Here is a 15,353-nt window from a genome sequence, read left to right as displayed (position 1 = left end):
GACGGGCGGCCATGGTCGAGCTTTCCGAGTGGCATCGCGGACGGCTGATCGACCATATCTCGCTCGTGGTCGCCGATTATGATGCGTGCCGCCGCTTCTATGCGGCGGTACTGGCGGTGCTGGACGTGCCGCTGGTCGAGGGTGACGGCTATTTCTTCGCCGATGAGCTGTTCGTCTCGCCCGGTGAACCCACCACCGGGCGCGCCCATCTCGCCTTCCAGGCGCGCGACGAGGAGACGGTGCGCCGCTTCCACGCCGCGGCGCTCGCCGCCGGCGGGCGTGACAATGGCGCGCCGGGCCCGCGCAGCTACCATCCCGGCTATTATGCCGCCTTCGTGCTCGATCCCGAAGGCAATAACATCGAGGCCGTCACTCACGGCCCGCACCGGCGGTCCGCTCCTTCCGTGGTAATGAGCGACGCTGACTAGCTTTCGAGGAATCGCCATGTCCGACACTTCCGACGCGCGCCCGCTCGCCGGCCGCTACGCCCTCGTCACCGGCGCCACGCGTGGCATTGGCGAAGCGACCGCGCTGGCGCTCGCGACCGCCGGCGCCCATGTCATCGCCATCGGGAGGACCTCGGGCGCGCTTGAGGAACTGGACGACGCCATCGTCAAGGCCGGCTCGACGGCGACGCTGGTGCCGCTCGACATCAAGGACGGCGCGGCCATCGACCGGCTCGGCGGCGCGCTCTATGAGCGTTTCGGCAAGCTCGACATTTTCGTTGGCAATGCCGGCGTGCTCGGCCCGATGACCCCCCTCGCCCAGGTCGAGCCGAAGGAATGGGACGACGCGCTGGCGGTGAACCTCACCGCGAACTGGCGCCTCATCCGCTCGCTCGATCCGCTGCTGCGCCTCTCCACCGCCGGCCGGGCCGTGCTGGTGTCCTCCGGTGCCGCCCACAAGGCCCGCGCCTTCTGGGGCACCTATGCCGTCACCAAGGCCGGGCTCGAAGTGCTCGCGCGCACCTGGGCGGCGGAGGTGATGAACATCGCCAATCTCAAGGTGAACCTCATCAATCCGGGCCCGATCCGCACGCGGATGCGGGCCAAGGCGTTCCCCGGCGAGGATCCCGAGACGCTGCCGGCGCCGGAGGAAGTGGCAGAGGCCATCCTGTCGCTCTGCCTGCCGAGCTTCGAGGAAACCGGCGCGCTCTACGATTTCCCCACGCGCAGCCTCAAGGCGTTCCCGGTTCCGGCGTGATGATGCGGCGGCGGGCGAAGATCGCCACCGCCACCACGACACCCACCAGCTGCAGCAGCCCGCCCACCGCCTCCGGGACGGTCGGCAGGCGCTGCTCGAAGGCGAGGCCATAGGCGAGGCCGAACACCGTCTCGGCCACGATGAGCTGGGCCGAGAGCGCCATGGGCAGGCGCTCGGACGCGACCACCCAGCCATAGGTGCCGAACCAGGACGTGACCACGCCCATCATCAGCGCCCACAGGAAGAAATGCTGCGTCGCCGGACTGGCGAGATCGAGCATCGCCGGGCCGCTGGAAATGAAGGGCAGCAGCAGGAAGGCCAGCAGGCCGCAGCCAATGCCCTGCACGCCGGTCCAGCGCAGCGCGTCGGGCGCGTCCGGCGCGCGCATGACCACGGCATTGGCCATGCCATAGGCGATCCACATGAACAGCGCGAAGACCGAGAGCGCCACACCGATGAGCAGGCTGCCCACCTCGCCGGAGGGCGCCTCCTGAAGGCTGGCGATATTGACCACGCCAAGACCCGCTGCGATGAGCCCGAGCGGCAGCGCAAGGCGCCCCCAGGGCATGGACCGTTCGCGAAAATTCGCCGTGATCGCGAGCAGCACCGGGGCCGTGCCGGTGATGAGCGGCGGCAGCACCGCGCCGGCCAGCAGCACGGCGTAGGAGATGGCGAGGAAATAGCCGAACGTGCCGACGGCGCCGAGCACCATGCCCATCAGCAGCATGCGGGGCGACAGGCCGGTGGGGCGGAATTTCGGAATCACCATGAGCCCGGCACTGACCACGCCGAAAATCAGGTAGCGGATGACGGAGATGTCGAGCGCGGTGAAGGGCTGCACCGCGCGCGGCGCGATGAAGGCCAGCCCCCACAGCGCCCCGGTCATGAGGCCCGCAAGAATGCCGATCAGCATGGGAGACGTCCGGAACGACAGCCGCGCCCGGGGACGCGCCCGCAAGAGCACGCCGTCGGTGCGGAATGAACGGGAGAGCGGCGCCGGGCGGCTCCGCGAGGGAGAGCCGACTATAGAACCCGCCAGCCCCGGACGCGAAGGAAATTCGTTTCGCGTGGGGAAACAAACGCCTGTGCGAATGCGTCCGCGCCGGCCCGAAGCAGGGCGATCGAGCGGCGCCCCGCCCTCCACGCGGGCAAGCCACCGAAATGGGAACGGCCGGCGCATAAGCTGTGCCCAACAAAGGGCGCTGGGAACATCAGGATGAAGCGTGCCGGCGATTCGGGTAAAGCGAGGGCGGTCTGCAGCGTCGCGTCTCCAGTACCGTTCGGTGCCGATGAAGATCCTTCTCGCCAATGCCTATTTCGTCACAATCGGCGGCTCCGAGCGAATCCTGCTGGAGATGGCCGAGCACTTCCGCGCCCGCGGGCACGACGTCACGGTCTTCGCCAGCGTGGCCGGCCCGCCGATCGCCGATCTCTTCCGCACCCGGCTCGGCATCGAGATCGTCACCGATCCGGCCGCCGTCACCCTTTTCGCCTATGATCTCGCCTATCTCCAGCACCATGTCGCCGGCCTGTTCGACTACCGGCTCGATGCCGCCTCACGCGCGCGCACGGCGGTCGTGTTTGGCAAACTGGGCCGGCGCACCTTCATGGAGAGCGGCGGCTGGCGTCATGACCGGATTCTGGCCGACGCCTATCTGGCGAATTCAGAGCTGACGGCGGAGCGGCTCATCGAGGTGGGCGTCACCGCCCCCGTCACCGTGTTCCACAATGCCGCCCCCGCCGCCTATTTCCGCCCGGACTGCACGGCGGGCGCCCGGCTGAGGACGATCACCGCCGTGACCAACCACAGCGACCCGGCGCTGATGGCGGCGCTGGATATTCTAGAGCGGGACTACACCGTGCATCGCCTCGGCGCCTCGCAGGGCGGGCAGAGGCTGCTCACGCCCGAGATGGTCGCGGCCAGCGATGTCGTCATCAGCATCGGCAAGACCGTGCCCTATGCGCTCGCCGCCCGCGTGCCGGTCTTCGTCTACGATCATTTCGGCGGGCCGGGTTATCTCAGCGCGGAGAACCTCGCCCGCGCCGCGCGCTACAACTTCACCGGGCGCTGCTGCGAACGCCGACTCGATGCGAGTGCGCTGGCGCGTGAGATCGTTGAGCTTTACCCGGCTGGCCGGGCGTTCACGCAGAAGCTCAGACCCACGGAGCTGGATCGCTACCGGCTGGAGCCCTATCTGGACGCGCTGCTGGCGACACCAGGGGGCGACAATGCCGCCCGCACGGCGCGCCTCGCCGCCGACCCGATGATCGCGCAGGAGCGGCTGCTGGCGGCGCATCTGCACGAGCAATATCGCCGCAAGCCGCCGGAGCGTCGCTCCCAACGGCGGCTACGCAGCGCCCTCACCCGCGCGCGCGGGCTGGTCCGCAGCTTCAAGCGAGCCTGCCTCCGGCCGCTCGCACGGCTGCTTCATTCCTTCTCGGCGTAAGGATTGTCCTTCTCGCGCAGCGTCAGGCGGATCGGCACGCCCGGCAGGTCGAAGCTGGTGCGCAGATTGTTGACGAGGTAGCGCAGATAGCTTTCCGGCAGCGCGTCGGCGCGCGAGCAGAACAGCACGAAGCTCGGCGGGCGGGCCTTGGGCTGCGTCATGTAGCGCAGCTTGATGCGCCGGCCGGACACCGCCGGTGGCGGATGGTCATTCGTCACCTCGCCCAGCCAGCGGTTCAGCGGGTTGGTGGCGACGCGGCGGTTCCACACCAGGTAGGTCTGCTGAATGGCGCGCACCAGACGGTCGAGTCCTTCCCCGGTCAGGCCGGAGACCATCACCACCGGGGCGCCCTTCACCTGCGGCAGCCAGTGGTCGGCTTCCTCGCGCATCCGGGAGGCCATGCCCGGCTGGTCCTTCACGAGATCGGACTTGGACAGCGCGATCACGACGGCCCGCCCCTCGCGCTCGGCAAGGTCGGCGATGCGCAGGTCCTGCTCCTCGAAGGGGTGGGTGGCGTCGATCAGCACCACCACCACCTCGGCGAAACGCGCGGCGCGCAGCCCGTCGGCGACGGAGAGCTTTTCCAGCTTGTCCTCGATCCGGGCGCGCTTGCGCATGCCCGCCGTGTCGAACAGCCGAAGAGCGACACCGTGGTGCTCGACATCGACCGAGATCGAATCGCGGGTGATCCCGGCCTCGGGTCCGGTCAGCAGCCGGTCCTCGCCGAGGATGGCGTTGATGAGGGTCGACTTGCCGGCATTGGGGCGGCCGAGAACGGCGACGCGGATCGGCCGGCGGGCGCGCTCCTCTTCGGTCTCATCGGCCTGATCGTCCACCTCATCGCCCTCATCGGCCACATGGGCCGAGAGCGCCCGAAGCAGGTCCACCATGCCGTCGCCATGCTCGGCGGAGAGCTCCACCGGATCGCCCAGACCGAGCGAATAGGCCTCCAGCGACCCGGCCAGAGCCCCTTTCGCCTCGGCCTTATTGGCGACGAGAATGGTGTTCTTGCCGGATTTGCGGGCGAGATCGGCGAAGGTGCGGTCGATCGGCGTGATGCCGGCCTTGGCGTCGATGAGGAACAGCAGCACATCGGCGTCACTGATCGCCGCCTCGGTCTGCGCCCGCATCCGCCCTTCCAGCGACTCCGCCTTGGCCTCTTCCAGACCCGCCGTGTCGATGACACGGAAGGAGAGATGGCCGAGCCGCGCGTCCCCCTCCCGCCGGTCGCGGGTCACGCCCGGGCGGTCATCGACAAGCGCCAGCCGCTTTCCGACCAACCTGTTGAAAAGCGTGGATTTTCCGACATTCGGCCGGCCGACGATGGCGACGGTAATGGTCATGGAAAGGCGCCTCCAAGCGCCTTACTGCGTCGAAGCGGCCGGCGCGGGCGCCGCCGTCGGCGTGTCGTATTTCGCGGAATTGGCCGGCTGCGGCGGGGGCGCATTGTAGTCGACGCCCGGAACGCCCTCGGGGAACACCGGAGCGCGCGCGCCCGGCAGCGGCTTTTCCTTCTCATTGAAGGGGTTCATCTTGTCGAGCGTCTCGCAGCCGGAAACGGCCAGGGCGAGCCCGAGAACGGGCAGCAGGGCCAACGCGCGACGCAGCCGCAGCCGGCGCGGCGAAACGGGGTTCGTCATCGGGTTCTCCTCACTGAACAGCAGGCGCCGCAGCCGGGGCCGGCGTGCCCGCAGCCGCTGCGGCGGGCGCCACCTGCGTGCTGGCCAGCGTGCGCATCAGCTCGGCGCGGCGGCGAAGGCCGGGCGGGCTCTGGCCGTCATTCAGGATCGCCGTGAAGGTGTCCGTGGCGGCCTTGTAGTCACCGGCCTTGTACTGGGCGAGACCGATCAGCTCGCGGGCGGAATGGCGGAAGGCGCCTTCCGGCGTGTCCAAGGGCTTGACGCGGCTCTCGATTTCGCTGAGCGGCGCGGTATCGACCAGAAGCATGGCGGCGCGCACCTGCGCCACATCCTGCATCAGCCGGCCAACGCCCGCATCGGCCGCGAGCGCGTCGAACTCGGCGATGGCGGCCTTGGCGTCGGTCTTCGACAGCTCGATGGCGGCGCGGAAACGGGACAGCGTGCGGTAGCCAGCGGGGGCGTCCTTCTCCAGCGCGGCGAAGGCGGTCTCGGCCTCGGCGGTCTTGCCCTGCGTGGCAAGCAGCAACGCCGCCTCGAAACGCGCGCCGGCCTGCTGCGCCTGCTGAAGGCGATACCACTCATAGCCGCGCCAGCCGGCGACCGCGAGAACGATCAGCACGGCAAGACCGATGAGATAGGCGCCATAGCGGCTCCAGAGCCGCGAAAAACGCTCGCGACGCAGATCCTCGTCGATCTCGTGGAAAATGTCGGCCATGTCGTGTCCGTGGGCAGGTCGTCAGAAGGGCACCGGCGGCAGAGGCTGCGCACCGGTCGCGAAAGGCCGCGTAAACTAGCGATGCGGCCTCAACAAGGCAAATCGCGGCGCGGTGCTACGGTAAAGCCGCGCAAAACCGCGCCGTGCCGGGAGCTACAGGCTGTCTTCTCAGGCCTTCTTCGGCGCGTAGACGTGCTCGGGACCGGGGAAGCTGCGGGCCCGCACCTCGCTCGCATAGGCCTCCACCGCCGAGCCAATGGCCGGCCCGATATCGGCGAACTTCTTGACGAAGCGCGGCACCCGGTCCGAGAGGCCAAGCATATCTTCCAGCACGAGAATCTGCCCGTCACAGGCGACAGAGCCGCCAATGCCGATGGTCGGCGGCGCCACTTCCTGCGTGATCTGCCGCGCCAGCGGCTCGGAAATGGCCTCCAGCACGATGGAAAAGGCGCCCGCCTCGGCAATGGAGCGCGCGTCGTCCAGGATCAGCGCCGCACTTGCCTCGTCGCGCCCCAGCGCCTTGAACGAGCCGAGCGTGTTGATAGCCTGCGGGGTGAGGCCGACATGGCCCATCACCGGCACGCCGCGATCAGCGAGGAATCGCACGCTCTCGGCCATGCGCCGGCCGCCCTCCAGCTTCACCGCCCCGGCGCCGGTCTCCTTCAGCACGCGCGAGGCGGTGGCGAAGGCCTGCTGCGGCGAGCCCTCATAGGAACCGAAGGGCAGGTCCACGACCACCAGCGCGTGGGACGAGCCGCGCATCACCGCCTGCCCCTGCAGGATCATCATCTCGACGGTGACGGGCACCGTCGTCTCCATGCCGTGCATCACCATGCCCAGCGAATCGCCGACCAGCATGAAGTCGACATGCGGGTCGATGAGGCGGGCAGTGTGAGCGTGATAGGCCGTGAGCGAGACGATGGGCTCGCCGCCCTTCTTTGCGCGAATGTCCGGGGCGGTGAGGCGGCGAGCGGCGGACTGGACCGACATGTCGGAGCGTTTCCTCTTGTTCTTCTAGGGCTTGTCAGCCCATTACCGGCACCCCGATGATGTAGGGGTGGAGCCCGAAGGCGAGGACGGCATAAAGCACGACACCCCCCAGAATCGCAACGAGGTCGCCGCCCCAGCCGGCCGGCGCCACCGGCAGCGGCCGGTTGCTACGCTTGGCCATGATGCGCAGCACCACCGCCCAGGCGAGGATAACCACCGCCAGCGTCACCGTGGCGGCATCGCCGTTGGAGATGAGATGCGCCAGCGCCCAGGTCTTGATCGCCACGAGGAACGGGAACTTCAGCCACGCCTTGATGTGGCTCGGCACCAGCGCCGCGACGGCGGCGATGCAGGCGATCAGCATGAGCAGAAGCGCGAGGTGGCGCAGCCCCACCGGCGGGTCATAGAGCTGGGTCGGGCCCTCGGCGCGCCACTGGCCGAAACCATAGGCCATCATCAGCACGGCCGTGGCGGCGAGCACGCCATGCAGCACGCGATAGGTCGTCGTCCCCAGCATCGCGCCGGCAGCCGTCGCCATCTTGCGGCGCGCGGAGACGAGATGGATCGCAACGAACAGGGCGAGGCCGGCGAGCATCAGGATCATGGGGCGCTCCATAGGTGAAAGGCGCCGGAAGCTAGATCGTTTCCAAGCCGTACGCCATCCGACTTACCGCCGCGCACGGTCGCATGGCCAAGCAGTTGCCGCCCTTGGGTAAACCATGTTTGGCGAGGGCGCTCCCTGGCAATCGCAAGCCGTGTCAGACTGCGCCCAATGATGGGAGAGGCTGGTGACGCGTACCCTTCTGGTCCTGCTGGCGACGCTGGTTCTGTGTGTTGCACATGCCGCACGCGGTAGCGCGCAGCAATACGCGCCCCAGATCGCGCTCACCGCGATGCCCGCGTCAATCTCCCCCACGGCCCCGCGCGAGGTGAAGGCTCACATCGACATCTCCACCCAGACCATGGAAGTGTGGGTCGATGGCTGGCGGCGCTACACGTGGCCGATCTCCTCGGCGCGCAAAGGGTATCGCACGCCCACCGGCAACTTCCAGCCTTACCGCATGCACCGCCGCTACTTCTCCCGGAAGTACGACAATGCGCCGATGCCCTACGCCATCTTTTTCAATGGCGGCTATGCCATTCATGGCACGAGCGACCTGCGCCGGCTCGGCCGTCCCGCCTCACATGGCTGCGTAAGGCTGCATCCGCAGAACGCCGCGACGTTCTTCGCGCTTGTCAGCGACGTCGGGCGGGTTAATACGAAAATCGAAATAACGCGCTGACGGGCCGCACCCGAGGCCCACGGCCCGCTGCCGCGCAGGCAGCGACCAATGAAGGGCACAGGCGCTCCGCGATGCTACTGGACTACGTGACCCTTCTGGCTGCTGTCGGCATCTCCGCCGCCTGCCTGTCGGTGATGATCTTCATCGGTTGGCTGATGGGGCCCAAGGATTCGTTTCTGCTGAGCTGCGCCGTGGGCGGCGCACTGTGCGGTTTGGGGCTGCTGCTCTACGGCTTCTATGTGGTGGCGCCCCACGCGCCTATCGCCGTGCTCGCCTTTGCGGCGATCATGACGGGCCTGTCCACACTGGTCGGGGCAGGTTACCGCTTCCGCACAGGACGATCGCCGCGCAGGCTGATTGTGCTGACCGCCGTCGTGTCAAATCTGGTCGCTCTGCCGGCCCTTCTGCTCGGCTATACCGGCCTCGGCCTCGTACCCATCAACTTCACGGCGGCCGCTCTGCTGTTTCTCATAGCGGGGCAGTACTGGGGCGCCCGCCCGTATGCGCCGGCCGCCGTTCGGGGCCTGTGCCTGCTTTATGCGACGATCGGCGCGTCCTTCGTATTGTGTGGGATCATGCTCGGGCTGGATGGCCGCCCGATGCTGGACGGCGCGCCAACCGGCTGGGCCGAGGATCTCTCGCTTCTGGTGATGGTGGCCTGTGTGCCGGGCATCGGTGCCGTGACGCTGACGCTCAACCAGTCGCGCCTCGCAGGCGAACTGCACCGTGCGGCGATGACGGACCCGCTGACCGGCCTGATGAACCGCCGCGCGCTTTTCGATGCCGGTTCGGCTTCCCCCGTCGCCGCCGAGACAGCCGTGATCGTGTTCGATATCGACAGCTTCAAGACCATCAACGACACGCACGGTCACGCCTTCGGGGATCGCGTCATCAATCTTTTTGCCGCGTCGATCACGCGGCACGCGCCGACAGGAGCGCTTGTCGCCCGGCTCGGTGGCGAGGAGTTCGCGCTTGTCGTCGCCGCGACCTCGGCGGATCAGGCGCTGCGGCTGGCAGAAACCATCTGCCAGACCTTCGCGCAGAACGCGGCCGGGCTGGGCGTGGCGGGCTTTCGCTCCACCGCCAGCGCCGGCTTCGCGTTCGGCGTGGCCCATGGCACGACCTTCGAGCAGGTGCTCAACGAGGCCGACAAGGCGCTCTACGCCGCCAAGCGCGGCGGGCGCAACCGGGTGATGTCCGCCGAGCCGCGCCTGTTCGGGTGACCCCAGGCAGCGTCACGCCGCCTTCTTCACGTCCTTCACATCGGTGAAGACGATGCCCGGCCAGCGGTCGCCGGTGTAGCCGATCATGAAGGCGGAAGGGCTCAGAAACACCAGATCGCCGTCGAGATCCTCGGCGGTCGACAGCCGGTTGCCGGCGGCGAACTCGTCCAGCCGCTTCGGATCGGCCGCGGAGACCCAGCGGGCGAGCTGGAACTCGGACATGTCGAAACCGACGTCGAGCCCATATTCGGCCTCCAGCCGGTTCTTCAGCACGTCGAGTTGCAGCGGACCGACGACGCCGACCAGCGCGGGCGAGCCATCGGTCGGGCGGAAGACCTGGACGACGCCCTCTTCCGCCATTTCCTGCAGCGCCTGCTTGAGCTTCTTGGCCTTCATGGCGTCCGACAGCTTTACACGGCGCAGGATTTCCGGCGCGAAGCTCGGCACGCCGACAAAGTTGATCTCCTCGCCCTCGGTGAGCGTGTCGCCGATGCGCAGATTGCCGTGGTTGGGAATGCCCACCACGTCCCCGGCATACGCCTCCTCGGCGAGCTGGCGGTCCTGCGCGAAGAAGAACTGCGGCGTGGCGAGACTCATCGGCTTGCCCGTGCGCACCAGCTTGGCCTTCATGCCGCGCTGGAGCTTGCCGGAACACAGCCGCGCGAAGGCGATACGGTCCCGGTGGTTCGGGTCCATATTCGCCTGAATCTTGAAGACGAAGGCCGTCATGCGCGGCTCTTCCGCCTCGACGCGGCGCTTGTCGGCGTCCTGCGCGCGCGGCGGCGGGGCATATTTGCCGAGGCCTTCCAGCAGGTCGCCGACGCCGAAATTGCGCAGCGCCGAGCCGAAATAGACCGGCGTGAGATGGCCCTCGAGAAAGGATTCGAGGTCGAACGGGTTGCATCCCTCGCGCACCAGACCGAGTTCCTCGGTGAGCGCCGCTTCATCGAGCGTAACGTTGAGGGCGGCGATCTCGGCCATGCTCATGCTGCGCAGCGGCCCGGTCTTGCCCTCGTCGCCGTCCAGAAGGCGCATGCCGCCGGTCGCGACATCCATCGTGCCGACAAAGTCGCGCCCGCGCCCGACCGGCCAGGTCATCGGCGAGGTGTCGAGGGCCAGCGTCTTCTCGATCTCGTCAAGGATCTCGAAGGGATCGCGGCTTTCGCGGTCCATCTTGTTGATGAAGGTGATGATCGGAATGTCGCGCAGGCGGCAGACTTCCAGCAGCTTGCGCGTACGGGCCTCGATACCTTTGGCCGCGTCGATCACCATCACCGCCGCGTCGACGGCGGTCAGCGTGCGGTAGGTGTCTTCCGAGAAGTCCTCATGGCCCGGCGTGTCCAGCAGGTTGAACACATGGCCCGCGAACTCGAAGGTCATCACCGATGTCGCGACCGAGATGCCGCGCTCGCGCTCGATCGCCATCCAGTCCGAGCGGGTGGAGCGCCGGTCCTTCTTCGCGCGCACCTGACCGGCAAGCTGGATCGCGCCCCCGAACAGCAGCAGCTTTTCGGTCAGCGTGGTCTTGCCCGCATCCGGGTGCGAGATGATCGCGAAGGTGCGGCGGCGCGCCACTTCGAGCGCGATCGGCGAGGCGGCGGAATTGGAAAGCGCGTTCATGGGCGGGAAATGGCAGGGAAGCCGCTGCGGATCAAGAGGCGGCGGGAATTCCGCCGCGCTCAGCCGAACTGCTTCGCATAGGTCTCCGGCTTGAAGCCGACCAGCAGCGCCCCGTCCGCCTCAAGCACCGGCCGCTTGATGAGCGAGGGCTGGGCCTGCATCAGCGTGAGCGCCTTGGCCTCGTCAATCCCCGCCTTGTCGGCCTCGTCGAGCTTGCGGAACGTTGTGCCGGCGCGGTTCAGCAGCGTCTCCCAGCCGACCTTTCCTGCCCATGCGGCGAGGTGGGCGGCGTCGATGCCGGACGCCTTGTAGTCATGGAAGGCATAGGCAATGCCCTGCGCGTCGAGCCAGGCCCGCGCCTTCTTCATCGTGTCGCAGTTCTTGATGCCGTAGATCGTGACCGCCATGTCGTCCTCCGCCCGCCTTCAGCCCTGGGCGGCGAGCCGCGCCACGGCACGGCGCGTCATAACGCCAGCGAGATGCGCGCGATAGGCGCCGGTGCCATGAATGTCGCTGATCATGGCGTCGCCATCGAGGCTCAGCCCCTCCAACGCGTCGACGTTGAACGCCTCTGTCAGCGCCCTTTCAGCCTCCTCCCAGCGGAACACACCCGCTTGGCCGGTGCCGGTGATGGCGACGCGCACGCCCGCTGCCGCGCGCCAGACAAAGGCGCCGGCCATGGCGTAGCGCGAGGCCGGGTTGGGGAATTTCTCATAGGCCCCGACACCGCCGAGCGGGAAGACGACCCGCAGGATGATCTCGCCCGGCTCCAGCGCGGTTTCGAACAGATCGCGGAAGAACGCCGTCGCGGCCATCTCCCGTCGGTCCGTCACGATGCTGGCGTCGAGAGCGAGGCAGGCGGCGGGATAATCGGCAGAGGGGTCATTATTGGCGATGGAGCCACCGAGCGTGCCGCGATTACGCACGGCCGGATCGCCGATCAGCCCCGCCAGTTCAGCGAGTGCCGGCAATGCCTCGCGGATAAGGGGCGAGGCGTGAACCTGAGCATGCGGGGTCATCGCGCCGATGACCAGCGTATCGCCCTCGCGGTGGATGCCGGCGAGCCCCGGCACCGCACCGAGATCGACGAGATCGCTCGGGCTCGCCAGACGCTGCTTCAACGTCGCGATAAGGGTTTGCCCACCCGCCAGCAGCTTTGCCTCTTCCTGCGCGGCGATGAGCGCCTGGACGGCGGCGAGGTCGGCGGGGCGATGATAGATGAAGGGGAACATGCGGGCTCACTCCGCCGCGACAGGAATGGCTGCCATGGCCCGGGCGCCCGCCATGATCGCCAGCACGATGTTGTGGTAGCCGGTGCAGCGGCAGATGTTGCCTTCCAGTTCGGCGCGCACGGTGCGCTCGTCCAGGACCGGGCCATGACGGCGGACCATGTCGAGCCCGGCCATGATCATGCCGGGCGTGCAGAAGCCGCATTGCAGGCCGTGATGCTCGCGAAACGCGGCCTGCATGGCGTGCAGGTGCTCGGCCGTGCCGATGCCCTCGATGGTTGTGACGGTGGCGCCATCGGCCTGCAGCGCGAGGATCGCGCAGGATTTCACCGCCTCGCCATCGACATGCACGGTGCACGCGCCGCACTGGCTGGTGTCGCAGCCGACATGGGTGCCGGTCAGCGCCAGCATGTCGCGCAGCACGTGCACCAGCAGCGTGCGTGGATCGACCGTCAGGGTGACGGGGGTGCCGTTGACGGTCAGGGTTATGGTCTGCATCGGCTTGCTCCCGGTCGCCTATGCGAAAAAGTCAGCTCGGCTCGGCCGGCGCCACTGCCGGTGAGAGCGTTTGTGCGAAGGCGCTGAAGAACTCGCCGGCGAGCTTCTTCGACGTGCCCTCGATCAGGCGCGCGCCCAACTGGGCGATCTTGCCGCCCACCTTCGCCTGCGCCTCGTAATGGAGCACGGTCACCTCGCCCTCTTCCACCAGCCAGACGCGCGCGCCGCCCTTGGCAAAGCCGGCGACACCGCCCTGCCCTTCGCCGTCGATGCGGTAGGCCGAAGGGGGATCGAGGTCCGACAGGGTCACCGCGCCGGCAAAGCTCGCCTTCACCGGCCCGACCTTCAGAACGACCTTGGCGGTAAACTCGGTCGGCGACACCTGCAGCAGTTCCTGACATCCGGGGATGCACTGGCGCAGCACCTGCGCATCGTTGAGCGCCCGCCACACTTCCGCGCGGGGAGCCTCGATGCGATGCGATCCCGTCAACTCCATGAGACACCCACTTCCCCGACCACCAAATCCTGCACCCGACCATTGGGCGACTTCAACCAGCGACGCGGCGCCGCCCATCCCGGACAGACGCCCCCCTTAGGCCATCCGCGATCACAGCAACCGATGTGCCAACCCGCGCCGTCTGGGCATTCCGGGCCGGAGAGCCGGACATTCCATGCATGGCTGCCCGCTGAGAAGGCGCCGGCTGCATAAAATTAGCCCAAGGCTAAGCTCCAATGTGTATTGAGCAAATCGGGATGATTGGTATGGTCAATTAGCACACCATACCTCAAAGGAAAACGGATAGCCCTCGACCCTTCGCCTGCCGCATATCGCCTGCCCCACCAGGACGGGCCGTCGGACGCAGCGCCGAAGCGTGCGTTAGAGGGCGACCGACATCCGCCTGCGAATTTAAGTTGATACCTCGGAATGATAATTTGCATCAGTGGTACTATGATTAGTATCATCCTTACCTGTGGCGCGTGACGCCTACCCGGAACTGCGATTGAGCCGCATGAACCCGTTCGAGCTACCCTCCCGCGTCGTCGATGACGGCATCTATGCCCGCACCGTCGCGCATCTGCGCGGTCGCGGCATTGTTCTGCCGCGCTTTTCCGAGCTCGCGGCACCGGAGACCATGTCCCCCGCGGCCCGCGAGCAGGCGGCGCGGGCGGATCGTGGGGCGCCGGACGGGCGCAATCTGTTCGGGGTTCATTGGTTCAATCAGGCGGACAGTGTGGACGGTGTGACCGTCCCCTCCTTCATCGAACTGCCCTCGGCCATCACCGGCGTTCCCGCGCGCATCGTCGTCATGCAGGGCCGGCATTTTCCGATGATCCGGGCGCACAAGGTGCTGGCGGCCTATGCCTGCCTCGCCCCGCGCCTCGTCTCCGGCATGTTCGACCCGACGCATCACCGCGCCGTATGGCCCTCCACCGGTAATTATTGCCGGGGCGGCGTCGCCATCTCCCGCATCCTCGGCTGCCATGGCGTCGCCGTGCTGCCGGGCGGGATGAGCGCTGAGCGGTTCAACTGGCTGGAGAAATGGGTCACCGATCCCGCCGACATCGTGCGCACGCCGGGCACGGAGTCGAATGTGAAGGAGATCTACGACGCCTGCGCCGAGATGGCGAAGGATGAGGGTAACTTCATCCTCAACCAGTTCTCCGAATTCCCGAACTACCTCGCCCATTACGCCATGACCGGCACCGCCGCCGGCCGGCTGTTCGAGGCGCTTAATGCCTCCGGCACGCTGAACCTCGCCGCCTTCGTGGCCGGCACCGGCTCGGCCGGCACGCTGGGGACAGGCGACTATCTGAAGGAGACCTATGGCGCGCGCATCGTCGCCATGGAGCCGGTGGAATGCCCGACGCTGCTCTATAATGGCTTCGGCGAGCACAACATTCAGGGCATCGGCGACAAACATGTGCCGCTGATCCACAACGTCACCAACACCGACATGATCGCCGGCGTCTCCGACCGCGCGACGGACGACCTCGCGCTGCTATTCGGCTCGCCCGCCGGCCGCGCCTATCTGGCCGAGCGGCGCGGCATCGACACGGCGACGCTGGATGGCCTCGCGGAAATGGGATTCTCCGGCATCGGCAATGTGCTGGCGGCGATCAAGACCGCACGGCGCCTCGATCTGAGCGAGACCGACGTCATCATCACGGTGGCAACCGATGGCGCCGAGCTCTACCCCAGCGAGCTTGCCGCCCATCTCGCTCGCCGGGGCGGGACGTTCGACCAGATCGACGCGGCCGAAACCTTCGGCCAGCACCTGCTCGGCGGCGATGCCGACCATGTGCTGGAGCTTGACCACCGCGAGCGCCAGCGCGTGTTCAACCTCGGCTATTACACCTGGGTCGAACAGCAGGGCATTTCGGTCGAGGATTTCGACCGCCGCCGCCACCAGAGCTTCTGGAAGGGGCTGCGGGACTATCTCCCGATCTTCGACGAGATGATCGACCGCATGAACCGCGATGTCGGCATCGCCCAGGCGGCATGAG

The 15,353-nt window shown here is 67.5% G+C and carries 17 protein-coding genes; 6 read left to right on the top strand and 11 right to left on the bottom strand.

The features are described from left to right. The first annotated feature begins 11 nt into the window (after positions 1-11). Positions 12-428 carry a VOC family protein gene (locus tag AncyloWKF20_RS02530; RefSeq protein ID WP_279316393.1) on the top strand — a complete coding sequence of 139 codons (417 nt, stop codon included), beginning with the start codon at positions 12-14 and terminating at the stop codon, positions 426-428. Between the two features lie 16 nt (positions 429-444). Further along, positions 445-1,203, top strand: a complete 759-nt coding sequence (locus AncyloWKF20_RS02525; protein ID WP_267582988.1) for an SDR family NAD(P)-dependent oxidoreductase — start codon at positions 445-447, stop codon at positions 1,201-1,203. Here AncyloWKF20_RS02525 and AncyloWKF20_RS02520 read toward each other — a convergent pair. After that, entirely contained in the window at positions 1,178-2,116 is a 939-nt protein-coding gene (locus tag AncyloWKF20_RS02520) for a DMT family transporter (RefSeq protein ID WP_279316392.1), read from the bottom strand. The genes AncyloWKF20_RS02525 and AncyloWKF20_RS02520 overlap by 26 nt on opposite strands. A 376-nt stretch (positions 2,117-2,492) precedes the next feature. Between AncyloWKF20_RS02520 and AncyloWKF20_RS02515 the strand changes: the two genes are divergently transcribed. Then, positions 2,493-3,650, top strand: coding sequence for a glycosyltransferase (locus tag AncyloWKF20_RS02515; RefSeq protein ID WP_279316391.1), 1,158 nt, complete (start codon positions 2,493-2,495; stop codon positions 3,648-3,650). On the opposite strand, the gene der is transcribed toward AncyloWKF20_RS02515, so the two are convergent. From der to AncyloWKF20_RS02490, 5 genes are all read right to left on the bottom strand, one after another. Further along, positions 3,632-4,993, bottom strand: coding sequence for a ribosome biogenesis GTPase Der (der, locus tag AncyloWKF20_RS02510; RefSeq protein WP_279316390.1), 1,362 nt, complete (start codon positions 4,991-4,993; stop codon positions 3,632-3,634). The genes AncyloWKF20_RS02515 and der overlap by 19 nt on opposite strands. A gap of 21 nt (positions 4,994-5,014) precedes the next feature. Further along, the gene (locus tag AncyloWKF20_RS02505) at positions 5,015-5,290 is read right to left on the bottom strand and encodes a hypothetical protein (protein ID WP_279316389.1); all 276 of its coding nucleotides are present in this window, start codon (positions 5,288-5,290) and stop codon (positions 5,015-5,017) included. A gap of 10 nt (positions 5,291-5,300) precedes the next feature. Beyond that, entirely contained in the window at positions 5,301-6,005 is a 705-nt protein-coding gene (locus AncyloWKF20_RS02500; RefSeq protein ID WP_279316388.1) for a tetratricopeptide repeat protein, read from the bottom strand. A 168-nt stretch (positions 6,006-6,173) separates the two neighbouring features. Next, positions 6,174-6,995 (bottom strand): 3-methyl-2-oxobutanoate hydroxymethyltransferase, encoded by an 822-nt coding sequence (panB, locus tag AncyloWKF20_RS02495; protein WP_279316387.1) that lies wholly within the window; start codon positions 6,993-6,995, stop codon positions 6,174-6,176. 34 nt (positions 6,996-7,029) lie between these two features. Next, on the bottom strand, positions 7,030-7,599 hold the full coding sequence (locus AncyloWKF20_RS02490) for an NnrU family protein (protein WP_267582995.1): 570 nt from the start codon (positions 7,597-7,599) through the stop codon (positions 7,030-7,032). A 184-nt stretch (positions 7,600-7,783) separates the two neighbouring features. On the opposite strand from AncyloWKF20_RS02490, the gene AncyloWKF20_RS02485 reads away from it, so the two are divergent. Then, positions 7,784-8,278 carry a L,D-transpeptidase gene (locus tag AncyloWKF20_RS02485; RefSeq protein ID WP_279316386.1) on the top strand — a complete coding sequence of 165 codons (495 nt, stop codon included), beginning with the start codon at positions 7,784-7,786 and terminating at the stop codon, positions 8,276-8,278. Between the two features lie 134 nt (positions 8,279-8,412). Beyond that, positions 8,413-9,501: a GGDEF domain-containing protein gene (locus AncyloWKF20_RS02480; RefSeq protein ID WP_279317860.1), complete on the top strand. Its 1,089-nt coding sequence runs from the start codon at positions 8,413-8,415 to the stop codon at positions 9,499-9,501. Positions 9,502-9,513: 12 nt separating this feature from the next. Here AncyloWKF20_RS02480 and AncyloWKF20_RS02475 read toward each other — a convergent pair whose 3' ends face one another. From AncyloWKF20_RS02475 to AncyloWKF20_RS02455, 5 genes are read right to left on the bottom strand one after another with little or no spacing between them, the layout of a single operon-like run. Next, a complete protein-coding gene (locus AncyloWKF20_RS02475) occupies positions 9,514-11,121 on the bottom strand; it encodes a peptide chain release factor 3 (RefSeq protein ID WP_267582997.1) in 1,608 nt (535 codons plus the stop codon). 59 nt (positions 11,122-11,180) lie between these two features. Continuing rightward, the gene (locus AncyloWKF20_RS02470; RefSeq protein ID WP_279316385.1) at positions 11,181-11,528 is read right to left on the bottom strand and encodes an ArsC family reductase; all 348 of its coding nucleotides are present in this window, start codon (positions 11,526-11,528) and stop codon (positions 11,181-11,183) included. A gap of 18 nt (positions 11,529-11,546) precedes the next feature. Then, positions 11,547-12,353, bottom strand: coding sequence for a xanthine dehydrogenase family protein subunit M (locus AncyloWKF20_RS02465; RefSeq protein WP_279316384.1), 807 nt, complete (start codon positions 12,351-12,353; stop codon positions 11,547-11,549). A 6-nt stretch (positions 12,354-12,359) separates the two neighbouring features. Beyond that, positions 12,360-12,848: a 2Fe-2S iron-sulfur cluster-binding protein gene (locus AncyloWKF20_RS02460; protein ID WP_279316383.1), complete on the bottom strand. Its 489-nt coding sequence runs from the start codon at positions 12,846-12,848 to the stop codon at positions 12,360-12,362. Between the two features lie 31 nt (positions 12,849-12,879). Further along, positions 12,880-13,344 carry a carbon monoxide dehydrogenase subunit G gene (locus AncyloWKF20_RS02455; protein WP_279316382.1) on the bottom strand — a complete coding sequence of 155 codons (465 nt, stop codon included), beginning with the start codon at positions 13,342-13,344 and terminating at the stop codon, positions 12,880-12,882. Positions 13,345-13,858: 514 nt separating this feature from the next. On the opposite strand from AncyloWKF20_RS02455, the gene AncyloWKF20_RS02450 reads away from it, so the two are divergent. Further along, on the top strand, positions 13,859-15,352 hold the full coding sequence (locus AncyloWKF20_RS02450) for a pyridoxal-phosphate dependent enzyme (RefSeq protein WP_279316381.1): 1,494 nt from the start codon (positions 13,859-13,861) through the stop codon (positions 15,350-15,352). Position 15,353: the final 1 nt, after the last annotated feature.

Origin of the sequence: Ancylobacter sp. WKF20, from assembly GCF_029760895.1 — a bacterium.
GTDB lineage: Bacteria > Pseudomonadota > Alphaproteobacteria > Rhizobiales > Xanthobacteraceae > Ancylobacter.
This window is presented reverse-complemented; position numbering and strand designations above follow the sequence as displayed.

Excerpts from the sequence above, each read along its gene's own strand:
- AncyloWKF20_RS02450 (WP_279316381.1), top strand. The coding sequence starts at position 13,859 with ATGAACCCGTTCGAGCTACCCTCCCGCGTCGTCGATGACGGCATCTAT.
- AncyloWKF20_RS02520 (WP_279316392.1), bottom strand. The coding sequence starts at position 2,116 with ATGCTGATCGGCATTCTTGCGGGCCTCATGACCGGGGCGCTGTGGGGG.
- AncyloWKF20_RS02455 (WP_279316382.1), bottom strand. The coding sequence starts at position 13,344 with ATGGAGTTGACGGGATCGCATCGCATCGAGGCTCCCCGCGCGGAAGTG.
- AncyloWKF20_RS02490 (WP_267582995.1), bottom strand. The coding sequence starts at position 7,599 with ATGATCCTGATGCTCGCCGGCCTCGCCCTGTTCGTTGCGATCCATCTC.
- AncyloWKF20_RS02505 (WP_279316389.1), bottom strand. The coding sequence starts at position 5,290 with ATGACGAACCCCGTTTCGCCGCGCCGGCTGCGGCTGCGTCGCGCGTTG.
- AncyloWKF20_RS02480 (WP_279317860.1), top strand. The coding sequence starts at position 8,413 with ATGATCTTCATCGGTTGGCTGATGGGGCCCAAGGATTCGTTTCTGCTG.
- AncyloWKF20_RS02460 (WP_279316383.1), bottom strand. The coding sequence starts at position 12,848 with ATGCAGACCATAACCCTGACCGTCAACGGCACCCCCGTCACCCTGACG.
- AncyloWKF20_RS02525 (WP_267582988.1), top strand. The coding sequence starts at position 445 with ATGTCCGACACTTCCGACGCGCGCCCGCTCGCCGGCCGCTACGCCCTC.
- der (WP_279316390.1), bottom strand. The coding sequence starts at position 4,993 with ATGACCATTACCGTCGCCATCGTCGGCCGGCCGAATGTCGGAAAATCC.
- AncyloWKF20_RS02500 (WP_279316388.1), bottom strand. The coding sequence starts at position 6,005 with ATGGCCGACATTTTCCACGAGATCGACGAGGATCTGCGTCGCGAGCGT.
- AncyloWKF20_RS02470 (WP_279316385.1), bottom strand. The coding sequence starts at position 11,528 with ATGGCGGTCACGATCTACGGCATCAAGAACTGCGACACGATGAAGAAG.
- AncyloWKF20_RS02530 (WP_279316393.1), top strand. The coding sequence starts at position 12 with ATGGTCGAGCTTTCCGAGTGGCATCGCGGACGGCTGATCGACCATATC.
- AncyloWKF20_RS02515 (WP_279316391.1), top strand. The coding sequence starts at position 2,493 with ATGAAGATCCTTCTCGCCAATGCCTATTTCGTCACAATCGGCGGCTCC.
- panB (WP_279316387.1), bottom strand. The coding sequence starts at position 6,995 with ATGTCGGTCCAGTCCGCCGCTCGCCGCCTCACCGCCCCGGACATTCGC.
- AncyloWKF20_RS02475 (WP_267582997.1), bottom strand. The coding sequence starts at position 11,121 with ATGAACGCGCTTTCCAATTCCGCCGCCTCGCCGATCGCGCTCGAAGTG.
- AncyloWKF20_RS02465 (WP_279316384.1), bottom strand. The coding sequence starts at position 12,353 with ATGTTCCCCTTCATCTATCATCGCCCCGCCGACCTCGCCGCCGTCCAG.